21 protein-coding genes and 1 tRNA gene are annotated in these 20,606 nt (G+C 38.3%); 8 read left to right on the plus strand and 14 right to left on the minus strand.

From position 1 onward, the window contains the following. Nucleotides 1-79: 79 nt before the first annotated feature. Both V6C71_14660 and V6C71_14665 read left to right on the plus strand, forming a co-directional pair. A complete protein-coding gene (locus V6C71_14660) occupies nucleotides 80-580 on the plus strand; it encodes a DUF427 domain-containing protein (GenBank protein HEY9769715.1) in 501 nt (166 codons plus the stop codon). A gap of 47 nt (nucleotides 581-627) precedes the next feature. Further along, a complete protein-coding gene (locus V6C71_14665) occupies nucleotides 628-930 on the plus strand; it encodes a hypothetical protein (GenBank protein ID HEY9769716.1) in 303 nt (100 codons plus the stop codon). 82 nt (nucleotides 931-1,012) lie between these two features. Here V6C71_14665 and V6C71_14670 read toward each other — a convergent pair whose 3' ends face one another. From V6C71_14670 to V6C71_14690, 5 genes are all read right to left on the minus strand, one after another. Next, nucleotides 1,013-1,438, minus strand: a complete 426-nt coding sequence (locus tag V6C71_14670; GenBank protein HEY9769717.1) for an EAL domain-containing protein — start codon at nucleotides 1,436-1,438, stop codon at nucleotides 1,013-1,015. A gap of 234 nt (nucleotides 1,439-1,672) precedes the next feature. After that, nucleotides 1,673-1,939 (minus strand): PAS domain-containing protein, encoded by a 267-nt coding sequence (locus V6C71_14675; protein ID HEY9769718.1) that lies wholly within the window; start codon nucleotides 1,937-1,939, stop codon nucleotides 1,673-1,675. Nucleotides 1,940-1,990: 51 nt separating this feature from the next. Continuing rightward, nucleotides 1,991-2,170 (minus strand): hypothetical protein, encoded by a 180-nt coding sequence (locus V6C71_14680; GenBank protein ID HEY9769719.1) that lies wholly within the window; start codon nucleotides 2,168-2,170, stop codon nucleotides 1,991-1,993. A 212-nt stretch (nucleotides 2,171-2,382) separates the two neighbouring features. Beyond that, on the minus strand, nucleotides 2,383-2,775 hold the full coding sequence (locus tag V6C71_14685) for a response regulator (GenBank protein ID HEY9769720.1): 393 nt from the start codon (nucleotides 2,773-2,775) through the stop codon (nucleotides 2,383-2,385). Nucleotides 2,776-2,789: 14 nt separating this feature from the next. Next, nucleotides 2,790-4,466, minus strand: coding sequence for an ATP-binding protein (locus tag V6C71_14690; protein ID HEY9769721.1), 1,677 nt, complete (start codon nucleotides 4,464-4,466; stop codon nucleotides 2,790-2,792). Between the two features lie 426 nt (nucleotides 4,467-4,892). Between V6C71_14690 and V6C71_14695 the strand changes: the two genes are divergently transcribed. After that, a complete protein-coding gene (locus V6C71_14695) occupies nucleotides 4,893-7,085 on the plus strand; it encodes an EAL domain-containing protein (GenBank protein HEY9769722.1) in 2,193 nt (730 codons plus the stop codon). 92 nt (nucleotides 7,086-7,177) lie between these two features. On the opposite strand, the gene V6C71_14700 is transcribed toward V6C71_14695, so the two are convergent. The 4 genes from V6C71_14700 to V6C71_14715 form a co-directional block, all read right to left on the minus strand. Further along, complete coding sequence (locus tag V6C71_14700) at nucleotides 7,178-7,747, minus strand: TIGR04376 family protein (GenBank protein ID HEY9769723.1); 570 nt, start codon at nucleotides 7,745-7,747, stop codon at nucleotides 7,178-7,180. 34 nt (nucleotides 7,748-7,781) lie between these two features. Then, entirely contained in the window at nucleotides 7,782-8,807 is a 1,026-nt protein-coding gene (locus V6C71_14705; protein ID HEY9769724.1) for a hypothetical protein, read from the minus strand. A 129-nt stretch (nucleotides 8,808-8,936) separates the two neighbouring features. Next, nucleotides 8,937-9,095 (minus strand): hypothetical protein, encoded by a 159-nt coding sequence (locus V6C71_14710; GenBank protein HEY9769725.1) that lies wholly within the window; start codon nucleotides 9,093-9,095, stop codon nucleotides 8,937-8,939. Between the two features lie 495 nt (nucleotides 9,096-9,590). After that, nucleotides 9,591-9,923, minus strand: coding sequence for a c-type cytochrome (locus V6C71_14715; GenBank protein ID HEY9769726.1), 333 nt, complete (start codon nucleotides 9,921-9,923; stop codon nucleotides 9,591-9,593). A 275-nt stretch (nucleotides 9,924-10,198) separates the two neighbouring features. Between V6C71_14715 and petE the strand changes: the two genes are divergently transcribed. Next, nucleotides 10,199-10,558 carry a plastocyanin gene (gene petE / locus V6C71_14720; protein HEY9769727.1) on the plus strand — a complete coding sequence of 120 codons (360 nt, stop codon included), beginning with the start codon at nucleotides 10,199-10,201 and terminating at the stop codon, nucleotides 10,556-10,558. Between the two features lie 164 nt (nucleotides 10,559-10,722). Beyond that, complete coding sequence (locus V6C71_14725; GenBank protein ID HEY9769728.1) at nucleotides 10,723-11,013, plus strand: DUF3493 domain-containing protein; 291 nt, start codon at nucleotides 10,723-10,725, stop codon at nucleotides 11,011-11,013. A 171-nt stretch (nucleotides 11,014-11,184) separates the two neighbouring features. Here the strand turns inward: V6C71_14725 and recA are convergent, their stop codons facing one another. Together recA and V6C71_14735 are read right to left on the minus strand one after the other, a co-directional pair. Further along, nucleotides 11,185-12,267 (minus strand): recombinase RecA, encoded by a 1,083-nt coding sequence (gene recA / locus V6C71_14730; GenBank protein HEY9769729.1) that lies wholly within the window; start codon nucleotides 12,265-12,267, stop codon nucleotides 11,185-11,187. A 511-nt stretch (nucleotides 12,268-12,778) separates the two neighbouring features. Beyond that, a complete protein-coding gene (locus tag V6C71_14735) occupies nucleotides 12,779-13,768 on the minus strand; it encodes a Gfo/Idh/MocA family oxidoreductase (GenBank protein HEY9769730.1) in 990 nt (329 codons plus the stop codon). Nucleotides 13,769-14,150: 382 nt separating this feature from the next. Between V6C71_14735 and V6C71_14740 the strand changes: the two genes are divergently transcribed. Beyond that, on the plus strand, nucleotides 14,151-14,444 hold the full coding sequence (locus V6C71_14740) for a ferredoxin (protein HEY9769731.1): 294 nt from the start codon (nucleotides 14,151-14,153) through the stop codon (nucleotides 14,442-14,444). A gap of 71 nt (nucleotides 14,445-14,515) precedes the next feature. On the opposite strand, the gene V6C71_14745 is transcribed toward V6C71_14740, so the two are convergent. Further along, nucleotides 14,516-14,980, minus strand: coding sequence for a DUF1622 domain-containing protein (locus V6C71_14745; protein HEY9769732.1), 465 nt, complete (start codon nucleotides 14,978-14,980; stop codon nucleotides 14,516-14,518). A gap of 104 nt (nucleotides 14,981-15,084) precedes the next feature. Next, complete coding sequence (locus V6C71_14750) at nucleotides 15,085-16,131, minus strand: GHMP kinase (protein HEY9769733.1); 1,047 nt, start codon at nucleotides 16,129-16,131, stop codon at nucleotides 15,085-15,087. Nucleotides 16,132-16,381: 250 nt separating this feature from the next. Between V6C71_14750 and V6C71_14755 the strand changes: the two genes are divergently transcribed. Together V6C71_14755 and V6C71_14760 are read left to right on the plus strand one after the other, a co-directional pair. After that, a complete protein-coding gene (locus tag V6C71_14755; protein HEY9769734.1) occupies nucleotides 16,382-17,917 on the plus strand; it encodes a hypothetical protein in 1,536 nt (511 codons plus the stop codon). Between the two features lie 50 nt (nucleotides 17,918-17,967). Then, nucleotides 17,968-18,049, plus strand: a tRNA-Leu gene (locus tag V6C71_14760). A 122-nt stretch (nucleotides 18,050-18,171) separates the two neighbouring features. On the opposite strand, the gene V6C71_14765 is transcribed toward V6C71_14760, so the two are convergent. After that, entirely contained in the window at nucleotides 18,172-20,256 is a 2,085-nt protein-coding gene (locus tag V6C71_14765; protein ID HEY9769735.1) for a M3 family metallopeptidase, read from the minus strand. Between the last annotated feature and the right edge of the window lie 350 nt (nucleotides 20,257-20,606).

Genomic DNA, 20,606 nt, shown 5'->3' on the forward strand with positions numbered 1-20,606 from the left:
TTCGTAATACAACCATCCTGTTAAATAAAATGCCTACGGACAGCGCGAACGCGCAGATCGTCACCAATCGAGATAATTAATGATTCATCCACAACGTATTGAACCGCAACCTGGACAAGAGTCTGTCTGGGATTATCCCCGCCCTCCGCGTTTAGAACAATCGCCAAAGCAGATCGAAATTGTTTTTAATGAGGTTACTATCGCCGCTAGCGGCAATACTTATCGAGTATTAGAAACTAGCCATCCTCCTGTTTACTATATTGCTCCAGAAGATATTCAAATGGATTATTTTCAGCCAGTCAGATCTCAAAGATCGTTTTGCGAATGGAAAGGATTAGCTGGCTATTACAATTTGATTGTTAAAGAGCAACAAGTTATTAACGCAGCTTGGTACTATCCTCACCCGACGGCAGAATTTGCGCCAATTAAAGACTATATTGCTTTTTATCCAAGTAAGATGGATGCTTGTTATGTTGATGGCGAAAAGGTTCAAGCACAAGCAGGAGACTTTTATGGCGGCTGGATTACTCAAGATATAGTTGGACCATTTAAGGGAGAAGCAGGTAGTTGGGGATGGTAAAAGTATCTTTTAATCATTAACATTCAATATTTAGCTGGGAAGAAAGAATGCTTAGAGCTTGGTTATTTGGTGTAGGGATTTTGTTTGTGTTGGCAGAGTTTAGTATTTGGTTAAAGCAGTTTATTTTGCCACTGCCAATTTATATTTTAGCGGGGGCTTTTTTAGCGATCGCCTCTAATTATGAAAAGGGTATAATCGCTTTGTTTCGGCAAGATACTTTAAACCCTGACGTTTTGACTCAAACTGCCACCTTAATCAAGCAAACTAAGGTTTTAGAAGCTCAGAATGTAGCAGCATATCAGTTTACCGAAGCTGCAAAACCAAAAAACGGGGATCGACAATCTGATTAAAAGTTAATTAAGTTAATTAAAATCTATCTGGGCAAGCTTTTAATTAACCTTATCTGAAAATTATTTTCAGCATAATTTTGCCTTACACGAAGTGGTTTTGATTAGCAATTATTTCATCGCCTAAGTTATCACACAGCAATTTAGTTGCTTCATCTACAGGGAGAGATTTACTAAACAAGTAGCCTTGAATATACTTACAGCCTAAATCTCTTAATAGCTCTTTCAACTCTACTGTCTCTACTCCTTCGGCGACAATATTGAGTCTTAATCCTCGACTAAGAGTAATGATTGCATCGACAATAGCAATATCTGCGAGAGAATTAGCTAGATTCTGGATAAAAAAGCGATCGATAATGGTAGAAAAAGGAAACTGCTTTAAGTAGCTAAGAAATGAGTAACCAGTGCCAAAATCATCTATAAATAAAGTAATACCCATGCTATGAAGTTTTTTGAGAATTGAGTTGGCAAATTTTGTATCCTCGATAGCAATAGTTTCAGTAATTTCAATATTTGGACTAAAGTTTAGGCATCTGTGCCATGCTCGGGATAAATAGCGATACCAATATAGCTGTTAATATAAACTGGTCTGGCTTCTATTTCAAAAAGAAATTTTAAAGCCTCGATAATTCGTTGAGCGATCGCGCTAGCAGCTTTAGGTTCAAAAATTTGCGGTAGGAATAAGGTAAATTCATCTCTTCCCCAACGAGCAATTACATTTTCTTCTTTAATACATTCTTGAAATCTACTTGTAAAAGCTTTCTTGAGGTTTTTTGGCTTTCAAATCACAAGATGTTGGTTCACTCAGGCGACTTAAAAACAAGCTTAAGATGCGATCGCTATCTCCCTCAATCAACCTGGAATCAATTTGCCACAGTGCAGCAAACCGTTGATTAAAAGTGACTATTTTGCCCTGATTGTCTAAAACCAAAATACCGTCATCAGCAGTTTTAAAAACTGCCGTTAGTAAATTAAGAGATTTAGCTAATTTTTGGTTAGTTTGACTTAAAATCGCGTTTTGTCTGGTTAGCTGTACTTCTTGTTCGTGATGCTTAAGAGCTTTTTAAACTGTAAGAATAAGATCGGTTTCTTCCCAAAGCTTGGCAATATAACGATAAAGTGCAGCAGCATTAATAACATTACTTAGAGAATTTAATTCAGCTTTACTCAACAAAATTTTTAAAGCTTGAGGATAATAAGCGTGAAGCATAATTAGTAACTCATCCCCTGACATACCTGGCATTGTCTGATCGCAGATGATTAAAGCAACGGTAATTTCTTCAGCTTTTAATTCAGTACAAAGAGACAGTGCTTCTTCACTATTAAATACCAGCTCAATATCCTAATCTCTGCCCAAATTTCTTTTTAGCCGATCTCCCAGACTACAAAAAATAATTTCCTCGTCATCAATACAGATAATTGTCGCTTTGCTCATGTCTTAAATTTTGCTCAATTTTATTTTTTGATCGCCGTAGTAATAATTTGAGTTAGTTCGCTTTCTGTCCAGGGTTTATATAAGCAAGCATGAAAATTCGCTTCTTTTTTGGCTCGTTCAATAGCAGTTTCATCTGCCTGTCCAGTAAGTATAACCGTGACTAACTCGGGAAAACGCTGGTGAATTTGAATCAAGAACTCATCTCCTTTGGTGCCTGGCATTAGCCAATCCGAGACGATCGCAATAACTTTAACGTCATCTTCTTGTAGTTCTTCAATAACTTCCCAGGCTTCTTCAGCACTTTCGGCTACTTCATAAATAAAGCGATCGCCAAACTTACGTTTAAGTTGTTCTTTAAGGCTGTCTAAAATAACAACCTCATCATCAACACACAAAATTGCAGATTCAGACATAATTTAATTACTAATTACTGATTATTAATAAGAGGTAGCAAAATACTAAATTTAGTTTGCCCTGGTTGACTGTCGACGATAATAGTTCCTTGATGTTTATCAACAATTTTTTTGCTGATATGTAATCCTAACCCGCTTCCTTCTCCTATTGGCTTAGTAGTGAAAAAAGGTTCAAAGATCTTGGCTTTAACTTCTGGAGGAATTCCAGTTCCAGAATCAGTTATTTCTACCTTAATTATTTCATTTTCTAAAGCAGTAGAAACAGTTAAAGTCCCACAACCTTTCATTGCCTGGATACCATTATGAATAAGATTTGTCCATACCTGAATTAACTCATCTGAATAACACCAAATTTGGGGAATATCTTGGTAATTACAAATAACCTCAATATTTTGTTTTAGTTGGTTGTGGTAAATTTCTAGTACGGTTTCCAATCCATCTTGTATATAGGCTAATTGCTTCTCTCCACTAGCATCAAACCGCGCATAGTTTTTGAGCGCGAAAACTACTTTAGATGCTTTTTCTACTGAAGTAAGAATAGTTCGGTTATTGCTTAATAAACGAGTTAAATTATATGCCAGGTCTAAAATCCAGTTGACTTGAGAATGTTGTAATAAAGACAAGTAAAAATCAACTGATTCAGTTATACCAATATCGATTAGTAAATCAGCAAGATTTCTAGCATTATCAATATTTTGTTCTTGAAGCTGACTGGTAATTTGACGTTTGAGGGGGCGTTTTTCACTAGAAGAAAAAATAGGCTTACTTCCTATGGCGTGTTCAATTAACTTAAAGAAAGTAGCTTTTTCTGTGGGATTGAGAAATTCAGACAGTTTTGGTAATTCCGCGATCGCAGCAATTAAAGCCTTAGTATTATTTCCTGCTGAAGCTTGAATTGCCCCTAACGGCGTATTAATTTCGTGAGCAACTCCTGCCACTAGTTGTCCTAATGCAGCCAATTTTTCTTGTTGAATTAATTGTTGTTGAGCTAGTTTTAATTCTTTTACCGTTATTTGTAAATCTTTGGTTTGCTGCCTAAGTTGACTGACGTATTCCGCCTGTTGTAATGCTACTGCCAATTGACTGGCAATCTGCATCATTAATTCAATTTCTGAATTTAACCAGGTTCGGGGAGATTCATTTTGATATGCTCCTAATAAGCCCCAAAGTTTAAGCTCTTGAAATATAGGTACAAGCAGATATGCTTTAGTTTGATATTCTTCTAGAGAATTGACATAACAATCAGGAAAACCTTTGCTGTAAATATCATCGACTGCGGTAAATTTTTGGCCCCGAGTATATTTTCCCCCCTGAGTTTCCTGAAGAAAACTATCATTGCGAACAATGTCCCCCTGTTCTCCTTTCGACCAATCGCGTAGTAGACAGCGATCTTGTTGAACATGACCATCTCCCAGCAGTTCATTATTTTGTTCGACCAAGAGGGAAATCCAACCATGAGCAACAGATTCTGCAACTACCTGACCACTCCAATCATGATTGAATTGATAGACGATCAGGCGATCGCATTGCAAGACTCGACGCATTTCTTGAGTTGTGGTCGTAAAGATTTTATCAATATCTTGAGAACGACGAATCTTGTCGATAATAGTCGCTGCTACTTTAGTCCGCTCCGTAGCTACTTCGGATAGATCTTGTTGATTTTCTTTTGTCTGCGAATGATAATTATTCATAAATTAACAGCTAGCCAAAACATACATCTAGTTTGTCCTAGCTCACTGTTAACGGCAACAGACATTTATTTTTATCGGCAAGATATTACTAAATAGGCAACAAACAGTAGCTAATTAAGGTAATTATCGCTATATTTTTGTTATTTAAGATAATTTTAATAGTGTGATAGTTACAATTAAATTTCTGAACACACTAAACAAACGCTCTTTTTAGATTGCAACTCATTTTAAGTAAAATTATCGATGTTTTCTGACATTGAGAACTATACTCTTAATTTCTTTACAAGCTAGTTATAATTAGGGTCGTCATTTCAGGAATTTATTAATACAGTAGTGTTTGATAGTCGCTATAATTGCGCTGCTGTTTTTAAAAGCTATTTAGTTGGCAAAAATAATTTCTGATATTTCGTTTAACCAATAATTTATATGAGCAAAGATCGAATAAAAAATTTTGCTTTGCAACCAAAAGCTGCGTTAGATAGTTATTTTGGTAATAATCGAGCCGCAATTATTTGTGTTGATGATGAGCCGATCATTTTAAGTAGTTTGGGAGAACAGCTAAAACGTTCTTTGGGTCAGAGATATGACATTGAACTGGTAAATAGCGGAGCAGAGGCGATCGCTGTTTGTGCAGAATTAACCGCAGAAGGAATTGATATTCCAGTGATTATTTGCGATCAAATTATGCCCGACATGACGGGAGACAAATTATTAATTAAGCTACATTCCTTTTATCCTAATACTTTAAAAATTTTATTAACAGGACAAGCTAATGCTGATGCAGTGGGAAATTTGGTTAACGCTGCTGCTCTATATCGTTATGTTGCTAAACCTTGGGACGAAACAGACTTAATTCTGACCGTTAAAGAAGCTTTAAAACGCTACCAGCAAGAACAACAATTAGCAGCACAAAACAAAATCTTACTTGAGGTTAATCAGCAATTAGAAAGTGCTATTTCATGGTTACAAGCTACTTTAGAAGCCACTGCCGACGGCATTTTAGTCTTAGATGAAGGTGGCAAAGTTGTTAACTATAATCAAAAATTTATTGAAATTTGGGGCTTGCCTACACAACCCAAGCTTGATCGCGAGCAAATTTTAACTCTAATTTTAGCAGAAATTACTGAACCTTACGCCAACAGCTTAAGAGAAAGATACGCCCAACTTGACTCAGACAAATACAATTCTTTAGAACTAAAAAACGGTAAAATTGTCGAATGTTATTCCCAAGTACAGCAGCTTCAAAAACAAAAAATGGGTCAGGTTTGGAGTTTCAGGGACGTTACTGAACACAAAAAAGCTCAGACAATTATTCAACATCAGGCTTTTCATGACTCTTTGACTAATTTACCCAACCGAACTTTGTTTGATCGCGAATTAGAGAAAGCTCTAGATTTAGCACAACAAAACAATAAAATGCTGGCGGTGTTGTTTTTAGATTTAGACCGTTTTAAAACTATCAACGATACTTTGGGTCATGCAGTGGGAGATATTTTACTCAAAAATGTGGTCGAGCGAATTAAAAAATGCATTAGAGAAAAAGACATTATTGCTCGTTGGGGAGGAGATGAATTTACGCTTTTGTTGCCTGAAATTAACTGTCGAGAAGATGCCACGGCGATCGCTATCAGAATTTTAGAAGCCCTTAAACCTGGTTTTAATTTGGAAAAGCATTATTTACACATTACCAGCAGTATTGGAATTGCTGTTTTTCCTGACGATGGCAAAGATGCCGAAACCTTATTAAAAAATGCTGATGTTGCTCTGTATTGTGTCAAAGAAAAAGGTCGCAACCATTATCAACACTATACTTCGAGACTAAATTCCCAGGCTTATGAATTACTCAATTTAGAGAATAATTTACATAACGCTTTAGGCAAACAAGAATTTACTCTTTACTATCAGCCGATTATTGAGGTTTCTACTAACAAGATTGTTAAAGTAGAAGCTTTGCTACGTTGGCAACATACAGATTTAGGGCTGGTTTCTCCTGACTTGTTTATCCCCATTGCCGAAGAAAATGGTTTGATTGTCGAGATTGGCGAATGGGTGCTAAAAACCGCCTGCTCTCAAGCTAAAGCATGGCAAAACATGGGTCTATCTGACTTAATCGTGTCCGTTAATTTATCAGCTCGTCAATTTTATAACAATGATTTAGTTCAGACTATAAAACAAGTTTTATTAGCCACAAAATTAAGTGCTAGTAGCTTAGAGTTAGAAATAACCGAAACAGCTACGATGCGTAATACCAATCTAGCTAAGCAGATACTTCTAGAGCTGCATCAAATGGAGATTTCCCTATCAATGGATGATTTTGGTACGGGATATTCATCTCTTAGCTATCTTAAAAACTTTCCCTTTAGCACGATTAAGATAGATCGCTCTTTTGTCAATGAGGTTAGCTTTGATTCGAGTAATTTGGCGATCATTAACGCCATTATTACTTTAGGATCGGGTTTAAATCTACAAATTGTTGCCGAAGGAGTTGAATCGGAACAATTAAAGAATTTACTAGAAACTTTGCACTGTAAATATATGCAAGGGCATTTTATCAGTGCGCCATTGACGATGACCAAAGCAACTGAATTACTATTGCGCTCGGCAAGTATTTTAAGTTAGAAGTCAGAAGTCACATTGTACTGCGGGAAGAGGAAAAGTCAAAAGTTCTTTCTTTACCCTGTCTACAGTCTCTCCGCACTTCCACACTTTTTTTACTTATTCATGTTCTTTCTAATTTGTTCTAACTCTTCATCCACTTCCCACTGCTGAAATTCTGCTTCTAGAGGATCGGCACTGCGATGATACTGAGGAGAGCTAGCACCACGATCCCATCCTATAGTGTCGCTAGAATAAGTGCTGGACGCTTGAGTTTGGGCTTGAACTGACTTTTTAAGTTGTTGTCGCTTTTGTTTCACCTGCTGGAGTAGCTCTTTAGCTTGTGTGGTACGCTGCTTAACCCCTTCCATCTGTCCCCAAACTTGGTTTCCCTGCCTTAATAATTCAGCTTCTCGCTCTCTAGCAGCATCGGCTAAATCCTTTCTGTTGGCTTTTTCGGCTTTGCCAATTCTAGCGTGCCAAGTTTGAATATCATTAGCGATCGCCAATACCCGATCTTGCAAACTTTTTTCTTCTAGCTCGAGTTTGGCAATCAACTTAGTGGTGTCTAGTTCTTGTTCTAGTAACTGTTCTTCAATTGCCTGCAATTCTAGATGAGGATTATCACGTAAAAACTCGTCGAGTCGCTCTTCTAAAAACTGGTTGATATCGTCAAATAAACCCATCTTGCTTCTTAGATATTTAGCTTTAATTCATATCTTAGAACGTTTCTCCCACAGCAATAGAGCGAACCTGTCCTTGATAACTAATTTTTGCCCGCTGATTTTCTATCGATTCCAAAATCCAACCGCTGGTATTGATTTCTTCGCCTACCCAAACGCGCCTGGTTTCGCCTTGAACTTTAACCAGTGCTGCTGATTGATTTGCTCCCAATTCTAAAATTCCGCTTAGAGTATGTTTAATCGCTGGTTTACTAAAAGTAGCGATCGCGGAGCGTGGGCTGCGCTCAATCGCATTCTCTTGCCTAAAATTATCAACCATTGGGGTTGGTGCGGGCAAGGGTGGTGGTGCGGGAATTTTTAATGCCTGAGGAGCTGCTTCAGACTGAGGAGCAGCAGGAAGACTACTGTTGGCTGAGGTTGTCAGAGGTATATTGTTGCTCGCTACCTGAGGCAATTGGGTGGTTACAGGGTTAGGAGTATATACGGGAACATAAACCACACGATTTTGAGTGGAATTTTTCTCTGCCTCTAGTTGACGATCCATCTTGTCTAGCGATCGCTCCATGTAGTCAATAAACTGAGCATCCGACTTAGACAGAACAACCTGTTTGCCACCTGTCAACATGGTGAACATCCTATTCCCTTGATGTCCAAAGAGCCACCAGCAAACGAATAGACCATAGCTACAGGCAAGAGCGAATAAAACTTTACCTAGATAGCTACGATGGTGGGCAGCCCAGGCTCCGCGAGCGCTAGAAGTATCTGAGACAGAATTAATTATCTCTGCCAAACTTAAGCCATAAGCATCTGCCTCTGGCTGATACCAGTTAGCATTAATAGTAGAAGCCGTATCGGAAGTAGTCACTATTGCTGAAGCCTGCGCCTCTTTTTTGCTTGCTAAGATTTGAGCGGCAGATGTTTGCTGTTGGAAACTAAAAGCCTGATCGCTGTTAAGCTTACCCAAAGCTGGTTTAGAGTTTTGACTTTTTCTCTGAGATAGATTTAAACTCTTGATAAAAGAAAATTTCTGAATTACTTGCTTATGGCTGGCATCCCTGAGCATGGAGTGTTCAGCGACTAAATTAACTTATCTAACATAAGCTCGTTTTCTAACCTCTGCCATAGTGTATACCCACAGAGCGTCTAATTGTTTTTTGTTAGTCTATGGTGTAAATACGTATTCTTTCTTAGGTCAAGAGCTGGTTCGTTGCTCGATAACTGGTAAGTGACTAATGGGTGCTGGTACCATTTCGCCCCGAAAATCTATTAGCTGCACAATAACTAAATAGGCGATCGCAATTAAAATTGAAATTACGCCCGTAATAACCGCCACAATTTTTCCCCGATCCATTCCTTGCTACTCCTACATAACAATAGTTAATATCCTCTATTGTTTCACAAAGTTATAGCCTACTTTGCCATTGAATTATATCAATTCTCGCGCATTAGCTGGAGAGATAAATCGGCAAATTTAGCGAGCTTAACTATCACCGAGCGAGTAAAACCAAGAATTTGTTGGTAAACAGATAAATCATCCGCTATAGGGTGCGTTTATCGTCTTGGTGAGCCACGGTTAAAGCGCACCAAGGCTCTTGCATCTTACGCCGTCCTAAAAGATTAGCCCTAAAGGATTAGCTCCTTACGTCCAGTCACCGCTGTGGACGCTTTTTTAGTAATCTTTAAAATGTACCAGGTTCGATAACCAAGCCTTCTATGACTTTTTATCAACGGTATTCCCAAGCCGTTGGCACCTTTAATCAAAATATTCTCGATCTACGCTAAAAAAGCGATCGAGACAGTCTCGATCGCTTTTTTAAACTCAAATTTTCCAATGTAATGATGCAATTTACCAACCATTCTCTGACTGAGACAAAACGTAGGTAGCTACGTCGTCAATTTGGGCATCGCTCAAACGTCCTTTAAAAGATGGCATTGCATTCTTGCCGTTGATTACCTGGTGAACAATTGCATCAACAGAATTCATTTCATATTTCTCTAAAGCGTCTTTTTGTAAAGTTTTAGCTCCGTTAATCACGTTTCTACCCCCAGCATGACAAGACGCGCAGTTGGCACTGAAAATTTTTGCCCCACTTGCGGCATTCCCAGCTAAGGCAGGAGTTGCGGTAAACATCACAGCCGTCAAAAATACTAATAGTGTTGATAAAAGTTTGGCAAACATAGTTTCTCCTCTCAAAATCATTCAACTGCAACCAAAGGCTAATTGTAATTAATTGAATATATTCGGTTATTTACCCCAAAATAGTCAAAAGACACGCCGTAGAAGTTTTACAAGTCGTCAAACTTGTGTAAAATATACATAAGAAGGAATAAAGCCCGCTTCAAAACTCTAGATTGTTAATTAAATCAACTAGATTTTGTCCGAGGTTTTGAATCGGGCTTTTGAAAAATGTTCACTAAAAAAATTCATATTTTGATAACAGAGAGTTGAACCAAATGGCTAAAAAAATAAGTTTGTTATTGTCCGCGCTAGTATTAGTAGCATCTACTTTTTTCTTTAACGTTAATCCCGCAGCAGCAGAAACTGTTGAAGTAAAGATGGGTAGCGATAACGGAATGCTTAAGTTCGTACCTGAAACTGTAACTATCAAAGCTGGAGATACAGTGAAGTGGGATAACAACAAAATGTCTCCTCACAATGTAGTTTTTGAGAATGCTGCCGATAAATCTCACAAAAACCTAGTCTTCTCTCCTGGAGACGGCTATGAAAGCACTTTCAACGAAGCTGGTGAATACTCTTACTACTGCGAGCCTCATCGCGGGGCTGGAATGGTTGGTAAAGTTGTAGTTCAATAACTCTACAATGACCTGACTTCATTATCTAATTAATCATTGAAAGGCTTAAAAACCAAAATAAAAACAAGTAGGGGTGACTAAATTCAGTTCACCTCTTTTTTTTCGCCAACACATAAAATAGTAATAAATACTCAAAATTCATTAATATTTATTCAAAACAAACAATGGTAGACTTATCTCCTGAAGAATTAGCTAGAGCTAGAAAAAACAACCTAACCCCCGAAAAATACGCTCGTTTGAAAGCAGAATCAAAAGCTCCTTATCGGGGATTAAGAAAGTTTTTCTACGTTGCTTTTGGCGCTTCAGGTTTGATTGGCGCATTGGTATTTTCAGTTAAGTTAGCGGCAGGTCAAGATTTATCAACCAATTTTCCCAATTTTGCGCTTCAGATCGGCGTAGTTGCTTTGATGGTGTTTCTGTTTCGTGCAGATAAAGCTAAAGATGAAGTGAAATAAACTAAGTCAACCTAGCCATGATTTGCTGATGAACATGTTTTGATATATCAAATAATATTGTTATGATTATTTGCATCACACGGTAATTTTGTTAATAAAAAGCGATCGCCTTTAGCTAAAGCGATCGCTTTCGTTCAAATTCAGCAGGGGCCAGCTGTTTGCCCTCTAATATTATTCTTCTTCAGAATTAGCATCATCATCATTAAAGGCTTGATTAGATGCTGCTGCATTTTTACCTTCTTTCATGTCCGCTCTTACCTTCGCCTCTACTTCGGCTGCTACCTCTGGGTTTTCTAATAAATAATTAATTGTATTATCTCTACCCTGACCAATATTATCGCCATTGTAGCTATACCATGCACCTTTACGTACCACAATATCTAGCTCTTCTGCCAAATCTAACAAACAGCCTATAGTGGAAATACCTTTACCAAAGATGATATCAAATTCAGCAATACGGAAAGGAGGTGCAACTTTATTTTTAGCTACCTTAACTTTGGCGCGAATACCATACATCCCTTCGTTACCTTTTTTAAGGGTTTGAATGCGACGAATATCTAAGCGGACAGAGCAATAGAACTTAAGCGCATTACCGCCTGTAGTTACCTCTGGGTTGCCATAGCTAATACCAATTTTTTGACGTAACTGGTTAAGAAAAATTACCGTAGCTCCAGATTTGCCGATATTACCAGCAATTTTTCTCAAGGCTTTACTCATTAAACGAGCCTGTAAGCCGACTTGGTTGTCGCCCATTTCTCCCTCAATCTCGGCGCGGGGAGTTAAAGCTGCTACAGAATCTATTACTACTAGGTCTACTGCTGCTGAGCGTACTAGCTGATCGACAATTTCTAAACCCGACTCGCCATTATCTGGCTGGGCTACTAGAAGGTTTTCAATATCTACTCCTAATGCTGCGGAATAGGTCGGATCTAAAGCGTGTTCGGCATCAACAAAAGCTGCTACTCCTCCTGCTTTTTGAGTTTCGGCGATCGCGTGTAGAGCTAAAGTAGTTTTGCCAGAGCTTTCTGGTCCATATATTTCAATAATTCTTCCTTTGGGCAGTCCACCACCTAAAGCCACATCCAAAGTTAATGCACCACTAGGAATAGTTTCTACTCTCATTTGAGCAGCATCCCCTAGGCGCATAATTGCACCTTTGCCAAAGTTGCGCTCAATTTGCTTTAAAACTAAATTAAGAGCCTTATCTTTATCGGAATTGCTAGTAGTACTAGAAGTATTTGCGCGAGTTGCCATGAATGCCTCGATTAATTAGTAATTAAAGTGGAAAAGCAATGCAGACGATTCTTAATAAAGTTGTTCATCAGGAAAACCCTGAAAGCCCGTCGGTTTTTGAGTAAGAATACTCCGATAAAAAACGCGACGTACACTTTATCGCTTCACGCCAGGAACCCTCCAAGGCGCTGCATCAAGCATAGTTCTGATAAATGGCTGAAAAATTAGTTAGTTTTAATCTTACTCTGTGCCTTCAGCCGTATTCTTATAGAGTTTGATCTTTGGTTGAGCTAAAGTCCAAAATTAATAGCTAATTTAATTCCCACAATGATTATATGGTGATATTATAACTATTTTTCCTTATGTTGACAAAAAAATCAACCAAAGAAAAATGCCTGATATTAGACTAACTAATCAATAATGACTTAGATAACGATATTAATCGTTAGTAGCAATGATTTCAATTTTCTTAATATTAACGGAATGCTGGCGTAGAGCGAGCGATACTTTTGCTGCTCTGAGGTACACAAACTTAAACCAGATAAACAGCTTTTTTAGTTAATGAAGATTCTCTGGCAGCATTAGCCACTAGCAAAGCATAAAGACTGGCTTGAGGTTGAATATAAAGAGGTTGTTGCTCAAACAAATAATCTAGAACCATAGCCGTATCTTGGGCAAACAAACCGCGACGAGGGGTAACAGGAATCTCTTGCTCACCTTGATCTGATATTAGAGTTCCTTTTTCTCCTTTAAATAAAATTTTCCCTTGTTCTCCGTAAATTTCTAAGGTGCGATCGCTGTGCCAAAAAATATCCCCTTTACCATAGGTAATTTCTGCTCTAATTCCGTTGTCAAAATTTAGTTGAGCATCACACAAACAAGCGGTGAAATAATCAGAATTAGTTAGATTCCAGTAGCGATTACTACAGCTAACGCTTTCTACCTTGCCAAACAAATCAGTTAAACGGTGAATTCGCGATAGCGCTGCTGCGAGAGGAAAGCCAAACATAGTCCGATGATATTTCCAGCTTTGCTCGACGGGATGTCGAGAACTAATAGTCGCATATCGCGCATAAAAAACTTTTCCAATTTGCGATAGATGTTTTTTAATCGCTTGATGTAAACCACCGATGATTTCTATATGCTCTATATGAAGTAATTTTTGTTTTTGGATGGCTAACTCGATAATTTCCGCTGCAACTTTAGCTTCCAATGCTAAAGGATATTCAACTACGACGTGCTTTCCTGCTAATATTGCTGCTTTGGCGATCGCTGCACAACCTTGGTTAATAGTACAGATAAAAATCAAATCTAGTTCAGGTAAATTAACTAATCTGCTCCAAGAGTCAACTGCTTCTACTGCGTAGGTTTGACAAAATTCACGCAATTTTTCGGCAGTATTCCCCGTAACTACCAATAATTCCGTACGCCGATCTAACTTAATTGCTTCTGCTCTTTTTTTTGCTGCATATCCCGTACCAACTATGCCAACCTTGAGGGGCAAATTTGTGTCTGTCATCATATAAAAGAAAGATCTTTTAATTTACTCTAAGAACAAATCATCAATCATAGGTATAAATATAATTAATAGTTATTTTTCGGAAAAATACCCGGGCTTTGTTTCTGGGTTTATTGTTTAATTTATCTGATTATTTGGTTATTTAAACCGATAAAAACAATTTCCGATCCGCCATCTATCTCTTCAAGTCTATACATAAGCAAAACTTATTTTACGATAAATTACAAATCTCATTACTAATGCGCGATCAATAATTAGTGCTTTTCCCTTAGTATCAAAAATGATGCTTATTGGTCAAGAAAAATTTGTTTTATTGAAACGAATCAATAACATTTCTCTACTAAGCATAAATTGATGTATCACCCTATAAAAGAGGAAAACATACATGCCTACTTATAACGTTACGCTTAAAATGCCTGACGGCGAACAAACTATTGAAGTACCTGATGATGAGTACATTCTTGACGTTGCTGAAGAGCAAGGTTTAGATTTGCCTTACTCATGTCGTGCTGGAGCTTGTTCTACTTGTGCTGGTAAGCTTGAATCTGGTTCTGTAGACCAGTCCGATCAGTCTTTTCTTGATGACGATCAAATTGAAGCTGGATATGTCCTTACTTGTGTTGCATACCCTAGCTCTGATTGCGTTATTACTACTCACCAAGAAGAAGAGCTTTATTAAGCGAGCAAAACTTTTGTGTTGGAGGCGTTCTTTAAATTAGAGCGTCTCTGGGAAATTCTAGAGTTTAAATCTCACAGCTTTTTTTCACTTTTGTTGTTTAGAATTTCTATAGCTTTTCTTGTCCTTTGTTGTACTAGTTGTTTAACTTCTCTTTCTAGAAAGAAATTAAGAAAAGTTCTGATAGCTGAGATTGCTGCTAATTTACCTAACGAATTCCAAGTGGGGGAAACAGCAGTAGCTACAATGTCTGATGCCAACAAGAATTCCAAGGACAAAGCCAATGCTATTCCCAGATCTATCCTAACTTTACTCAGTTTTTCTTCTCGATGCATTCTAGCGTTACGGAAAACTAGTCCATTTACTGCCTTAACTATTGCTAGAGCCAGAATAAGAATAGCAATACTTTCAATAACTATTTTAAAAAGTATTGTTATTTCTAATAGTAACCCTTCTGCCAAGTGGTTAAAATTGGCAACCATACTTGCTAACTCAATTTTTGTGTTGGTACTGGCGATCGCTAAATATGGCAAGAACATAACCAATTGTTTTGGGTAAATCGAATAACAATTTAATGTATCAGCTTAAGGATGGCTATTCTGCTCTACTTATACATTATGCTTAGCCCACAAGTAAATCACAGTTATTTCACCTTAGTTGGGGCAATGTCTAACTTATAACACTGCATTTGAGGAAAATCGCGCTGGATTAAAGCGATCGCCTGAGCCTGACTATTGCGATCGCCAGCGATAAATTGTGCCGTACCATCACCTTGCGAACCAACCCCTTTGCCGCCATAAACATAAGATTGTAATGGTGCATAATTTAGTAACTGATGAAGTATGGGTGCATTTAATTGTTCGGGACAAGCAGGAACAACATAGCGATCGAACTTAGCCTGTGCTTGATTCATCAAAGCACCAATTTGTGCTGCATCTCCCTGTTGTAATGCCAATACTGCACGTTGAACTAAATCTGTGTTGATCGTACCTAAATAATTTTGAACCTGAGTTTGGGTAAAGTTTCGGGCTACGGGATAACATTTATTTAGCTGCGCGAGTATCTTTTGAGTATCTTTAATAGCCGCTAGATCGACAATGATTAAATATAAATTTTGAGCCACCGTTAGCAGTTTTGTCGTGCAGCGATCGCCATCAAAAGTCATTAAAATCGGCTGCTGACCATAAGCACAGGCTTGATCTAATCTGCCACACTGACTATGAGTAGTTCTTTCTCCCCAATAAGCTAATTCCATCTCTTCGGCAATGCTTAAGCCAAGATCATAAAGCTGATTAAATGCTTTTGCGACTAAAACACTTACTGCTGCGCTGGAAGATAGACCTTTTTTAAGAGGCAAATCCATTTGATAATTATCTATGGTCAGACCACGTACCTGATAACGAATTAAAGCCTGGTAAGCTACTCCTGCAACGTAACTGTAGAAACTATTTGTTTGTGCCATACCTAATAGAAAAGATTTTTCCATAGGTAGCTCTAACATTTGCGGCGAGTGTAAGGTTTTAACTTTCAAATGGGTATTATTAATTATTATCCGAGCATAAACACCCTGATTCGTACCAACCACAATTGCATAGCCAGGAGCAATCTTGGAGTTAACTTGACGATATTCTCCTGCCCAATCACTATGTTCTCCAAATAGACAAAGACGACCAGAAACAAAAAAATTCATGTTTAAATTATTCAGCAGTATTGAATGTGTATAACTGATTTTTTAATTAATCTTGTTAAAATATTGACTCACAAACTTAGATTGTTATATAAATACCAGTTGAAATTTAGCAGGTGAAACAAAACCAAACTGAAAATATAAGAATATGCAAAGTTAAATTTTTTATGCCGTAAAAGAAGGATTTTATAAAGTGATAACCAGCATGCACGAAATTATTAAACATTTTTTATTAGGGAGTAATTTACGATATATGCCTGATAAAAGATCAGTTCATCAACCGAACAAAGCTAGATTAAGCGATCAGCAAAATGCAATTTCCAAGACTACTCTAAAAACTTTGACAGCCTTAACAACCGCAATTTTGAGCTGCTCTAGTTTTTTGGTAGCGATTCAACCAGCAAAAGCTGCCGTTGGACCTTATTGTCAGTTTGCGCCCGAAGAAGTAGAGTTAAAAGAAAAACTTTTAGCAGCATCCTTGGAAAATAAGCAGGCAACACCAGAATATGAGGCTATCGTTCAAAAACACACGGAAATGCTACAGCTTTGTCGCAGTCAAACCTGGCCCGAAGAACAAGCCATTTGGTTGCGTCTATATCCTTGCGATATTACTTCTGGTTCAATAGATCGTGTCTTAGACCGTATTGTCAACCTGGGCTACAGCAAAATACATCTCGAAGTCTTCTATGATAGCCAAGTTCTATTACCTCCTGGAGATAATCCTACACCTTGGATACCAGTCGTGCGATCGCCAGATGCAGACAACATCGATTTGTTAGAACAGGCAATTGATAAAGCACATCAACGAGGCTTAAAGCTCTATGCCTGGCTATTTACCATGAATTTTGGTTACACTTATGCTCAACGTCCAGATCGCCAAGAAGCATTAGCCCGCAACGCTTTAGGTCAAAATAGTTTAGCTTATGTGGACGACAGAGCTCAGGCTTTTATCGATCCTTATTCCCAGCAGGCGCAAACCGACTATTACAATCTCGTCCAGGCAGTTCTTAAACGCCAACCAGACGGAATCTTATTTGATTATGTTCGTTACCCTCGCGGTATTGGTGGACAGTCTTATGTCTATAGCGTCAAGGATCTTTGGATTCATGGTAAATCTTCTCTCAATGCTTTATACAATCGTGCTAGTAACCAAAAAGGATTAGCTTTAATTAAAAAATATATTGATACGGGTAATTTGACTACTCAAGATATAGAAATCATTGATCGACAGTATCCCAAAGAATCTCAGGCTAAGTGGCAGGGTAGTCTTAATATCCTTGATTCAAAATCTACCGTATCATCTCGCCAGCGTCATCTAAAACAAGACCTGTGGTTTTTTTCAGTTGCCCATGCTGCTCAAGGTGTCATTGATTTTCTCTCTTTTGCAGCGAAACCAGCACAAAATAGAGGACTTCCTGCTGGAGCAGTATTTTTTCCCGATGCCAACCGCTTAGTCGGTAGTGGTGGATTTGATTCTCGTTTACAGGCTTGGGACAAATTTCCGACAGATTTAGAATGGCATCCTATGGCTTATGCTATTTGCGAATCAAAAACTTATTGTATTACTGACCAAATTGAGAATGTTTTAGACGTGGCATCAAACAATACCACTGTAATCCCTGCTCTAGCTGGTGCTTGGGGCAAAGTATATCGTCAACATCTGCCATTAGAAACTCAGATGGAAGCTTTACGTAAGGCAACTCCTGAGATTAATTCTATTAGCCATTTTAGTTACGCTTGGCAAGAACCAGATCTAGATCGCCAACGAAAATCCTGTAATTTTCTCTAAAATGTTGATTTATAATTTATATCTGCTATGATTATAGACATTGTAAATCTGCGGATGTGGCGGAATTGGTAGACGCGCCAGATTTAGGTTCTGGTGTTTTCGGACGTGAAGGTTCAAGTCCTTTCATCCGCATAAAAATAGAGCAAAAGGCGATCGCTAAAATATCTGCGATCGCCTTTTGCTTTAATTACTGTTTTTTTATTCAACTAGTTAACTATCTTTGTTAAGCCTTATTAAGTCTAGTGAGGATAATTTTAGGCAGCATCCAGTAATCCACTATGTCTCAATAACGCTTCAGTTTCAGGTTCTCTGCCACGGAATGACTGGAACACTTCCATTGGGTGTAAACTACCGCCTAAAGAAAGTACTGTATCTTTAAAGCGTTTCCCGACCGATCTAACTGCATCTTCATCCTCTAAGCCAGCCTCTTCAAAAGCAGCAAAAGCATCTGCACTGAGCACTTCTGCCCACTTATAGCTATAATATCCTGCTGCGTATCCACCAGCAAAAATATGTCCAAAAGCACAAAGAAAATTATCTTCGGGAATAGGTTGCAATACGCTAGTAGTTTTCGCCAAGCGATCGCGCACATCGTTAGGAGTCTCATCTCCACCTGGCTCATAATTAGAGTGGAGTTCCATGTCTAACAAGCCAAAATGTAGCTGACGCAGCATTGCCGAACCACTCATATAGTTTTTCGCAGCAACTAGCTTTTGATAATATTCTTCGGGAAGCGTTTGGTCAGTTTGATAATGTTTCGCCATGCCGAAAAGAGTGGGGCGATCATAACACCAGTTTTCCATAAACTGACTTGGTAATTCTACCGCATCCCATTCCACATTGTTAATACCTGCTGCACCAGGGTAATCGATGGTGGTCAGCATATGTTGTAAGCCATGACCGAATTCGTGGAACAAGGTGGTTACTTCTCCAAAGGTCATTAAGCTAGGTCGATCCTCTACAGGGGGAGTTTGATTGCAGGTTAGATATGCTATAGGTAAACGAGTTTCGGTTTTGCCCTCAACGGTCATTTTTGCCCGACCAATACAGTCATTCATCCACGCACCACCACGCTTTTCGGCGGGACGAGAGTAAGGATCGAGATAGAAAAAGGCGATCGCATCTCCGTTTTCATCAGCAATTTGAAAATATTTCACATCTTCGTGCCATACGGGTGCTTCTCCATCCGCAGCAGTAATTGTTACCCCAAAGATACGGTTGGCTAAACCAAATAAACCGTCTAAAACCTTTGGCAAAGAAAAATAAGGGCGTAATTCTTCTTCATTAAAGTCAAATTTAGCCTCACGCTGTTTTTCCGCCCAATAAGTAATGTCCCAGTTTTTAAGATCGTCTTGTCCTGCAAAAGCTTTTAACTCTTCAAATTCTTTAACCGCCGCATCATAACTCGCACCGCGTAACTCATCCTGTAGCTTTTGTACTGCTGCAACATCAGGTGCCATTTTACGGGCTAAACTTAACTCAGCGAAGTTAGCAAAACCCAGAATATTGGCTTTTTCCTTTCTTAATTCTAAAATGCGATCGATATTGCCACGATTGTCCCATTCCCCATCAGAAGCACGAGAGAGAAAAGCCTTATATAGTTTTTCCCGCAATTTGCCATTAGTAGCGTATTTCATAAAGGGAACATAGCTAGGATAATCCAACGTAACTACCCAAGGGCCATTTTCAGGAGTAGCGTCTTGATTTCCTTCCGCTTTAGCAGTTTGCGCCATCAAGCCTAATGCACTGGGAGGTAAACCATCTACATCTTTTTTATCAGTTAGCCTTAATTTAAAAGCCTTAGTCGCATCAAGAACATTATTAGAAAACTTAGTCGAAAGTTCTGCTGACTCTAATTGAATCTGATTAAACTTATCTTTGGCTTCCCCTTCTAAACCAACTCCAGACAATTCAAAATCACGAATTGAAGATTCAACAATGCGCTGTTGTGCAGGATTCAGTTTCTCCCACTCTGCACCTTCCTTAATTCCTCTAAATGCTTCATATAAAGGCTTGCTTTGACTTAGCTTGTTGTAGAACTTGACAATTTCTGGCTGCATACTTTCATCAGCTTTCCGCAACTCAGGACTATTCTTGACACTCATCAAATGTCCCACAATACCCCAACTCCAGCCTAACCGTTCTTCAATCGCTGTCAGGGGTTCAACTAAACCAGACCAAGTGGGAGTTACATTGTCCTCTAAATTGCTAACTTCGCCTTCTAACTCTTTTAACAGTTGTGTCATTGCTGGAACAACGTGTTCGGCTTTGATTTCGTTAAAGGGTGGTAATCCCTTGCCAATTAATAAAGGATTTTTGGTAATAGTTGCGTCTGTCATGTAAATAGATAATTGTCGATTGTATTTATATTTATTTACCCTAACGCTTTATATATCGGTGTTGCAGTAGCAAGCAGGTTGGGATTACCGAAATTTTGGACATAAGTGTTTTTTATGCTTTCGTATTGTGATTTTCATTGAATAAACTGGAATACTTATTTAAGTAATCACTTAAGCCGTGGGGTAGTAGACGAGAATTATCACTAGATAGAAAATTATTGAATTCAAAGGATCTAATTTTCCTTCTTTCCATGGAGGAAACTCAAAAACAACGAGTGCTGACACAGGTTGAATATTTAATTCATCTCAATCCTTACTTCTTTCAAAATACGAAAGTGGATATGATTCTC

It is taken from the genome of Coleofasciculaceae cyanobacterium, assembly GCA_036703275.1.
In the GTDB taxonomy this organism is placed as follows: Bacteria; Cyanobacteriota; Cyanobacteriia; order Cyanobacteriales; family Xenococcaceae; genus Waterburya.

Coding starts and splice junctions, on each gene's coding strand:
- V6C71_14700 (HEY9769723.1), bottom strand. CDS start 7,747: ATGGGTTTATTTGACGATATCAACCAGTTTTTAGAAGAGCGACTCGAC.
- V6C71_14715 (HEY9769726.1), bottom strand. CDS start 9,923: ATGTTTGCCAAACTTTTATCAACACTATTAGTATTTTTGACGGCTGTG.
- V6C71_14690 (HEY9769721.1), bottom strand. CDS start 4,466: ATGAATAATTATCATTCGCAGACAAAAGAAAATCAACAAGATCTATCC.
- V6C71_14660 (HEY9769715.1), top strand. CDS start 80: ATGATTCATCCACAACGTATTGAACCGCAACCTGGACAAGAGTCTGTC.
- V6C71_14755 (HEY9769734.1), top strand. CDS start 16,382: ATGCCTGATAAAAGATCAGTTCATCAACCGAACAAAGCTAGATTAAGC.
- V6C71_14680 (HEY9769719.1), bottom strand. CDS start 2,170: ATGCCAGGTATGTCAGGGGATGAGTTACTAATTATGCTTCACGCTTAT.
- V6C71_14695 (HEY9769722.1), top strand. CDS start 4,893: ATGAGCAAAGATCGAATAAAAAATTTTGCTTTGCAACCAAAAGCTGCG.
- V6C71_14665 (HEY9769716.1), top strand. CDS start 628: ATGCTTAGAGCTTGGTTATTTGGTGTAGGGATTTTGTTTGTGTTGGCA.
- V6C71_14710 (HEY9769725.1), bottom strand. CDS start 9,095: ATGGATCGGGGAAAAATTGTGGCGGTTATTACGGGCGTAATTTCAATT.
- V6C71_14705 (HEY9769724.1), bottom strand. CDS start 8,807: ATGCTCAGGGATGCCAGCCATAAGCAAGTAATTCAGAAATTTTCTTTT.
- V6C71_14735 (HEY9769730.1), bottom strand. CDS start 13,768: ATGATGACAGACACAAATTTGCCCCTCAAGGTTGGCATAGTTGGTACG.
- V6C71_14685 (HEY9769720.1), bottom strand. CDS start 2,775: ATGTCTGAATCTGCAATTTTGTGTGTTGATGATGAGGTTGTTATTTTA.
- V6C71_14745 (HEY9769732.1), bottom strand. CDS start 14,980: ATGTTCTTGCCATATTTAGCGATCGCCAGTACCAACACAAAAATTGAG.
- V6C71_14740 (HEY9769731.1), top strand. CDS start 14,151: ATGCCTACTTATAACGTTACGCTTAAAATGCCTGACGGCGAACAAACT.
- V6C71_14750 (HEY9769733.1), bottom strand. CDS start 16,131: ATGAATTTTTTTGTTTCTGGTCGTCTTTGTCTATTTGGAGAACATAGT.
- V6C71_14725 (HEY9769728.1), top strand. CDS start 10,723: ATGGTAGACTTATCTCCTGAAGAATTAGCTAGAGCTAGAAAAAACAAC.
- V6C71_14765 (HEY9769735.1), bottom strand. CDS start 20,256: ATGACAGACGCAACTATTACCAAAAATCCTTTATTAATTGGCAAGGGA.
- recA (HEY9769729.1), bottom strand. CDS start 12,267: ATGGCAACTCGCGCAAATACTTCTAGTACTACTAGCAATTCCGATAAA.
- petE (HEY9769727.1), top strand. CDS start 10,199: ATGGCTAAAAAAATAAGTTTGTTATTGTCCGCGCTAGTATTAGTAGCA.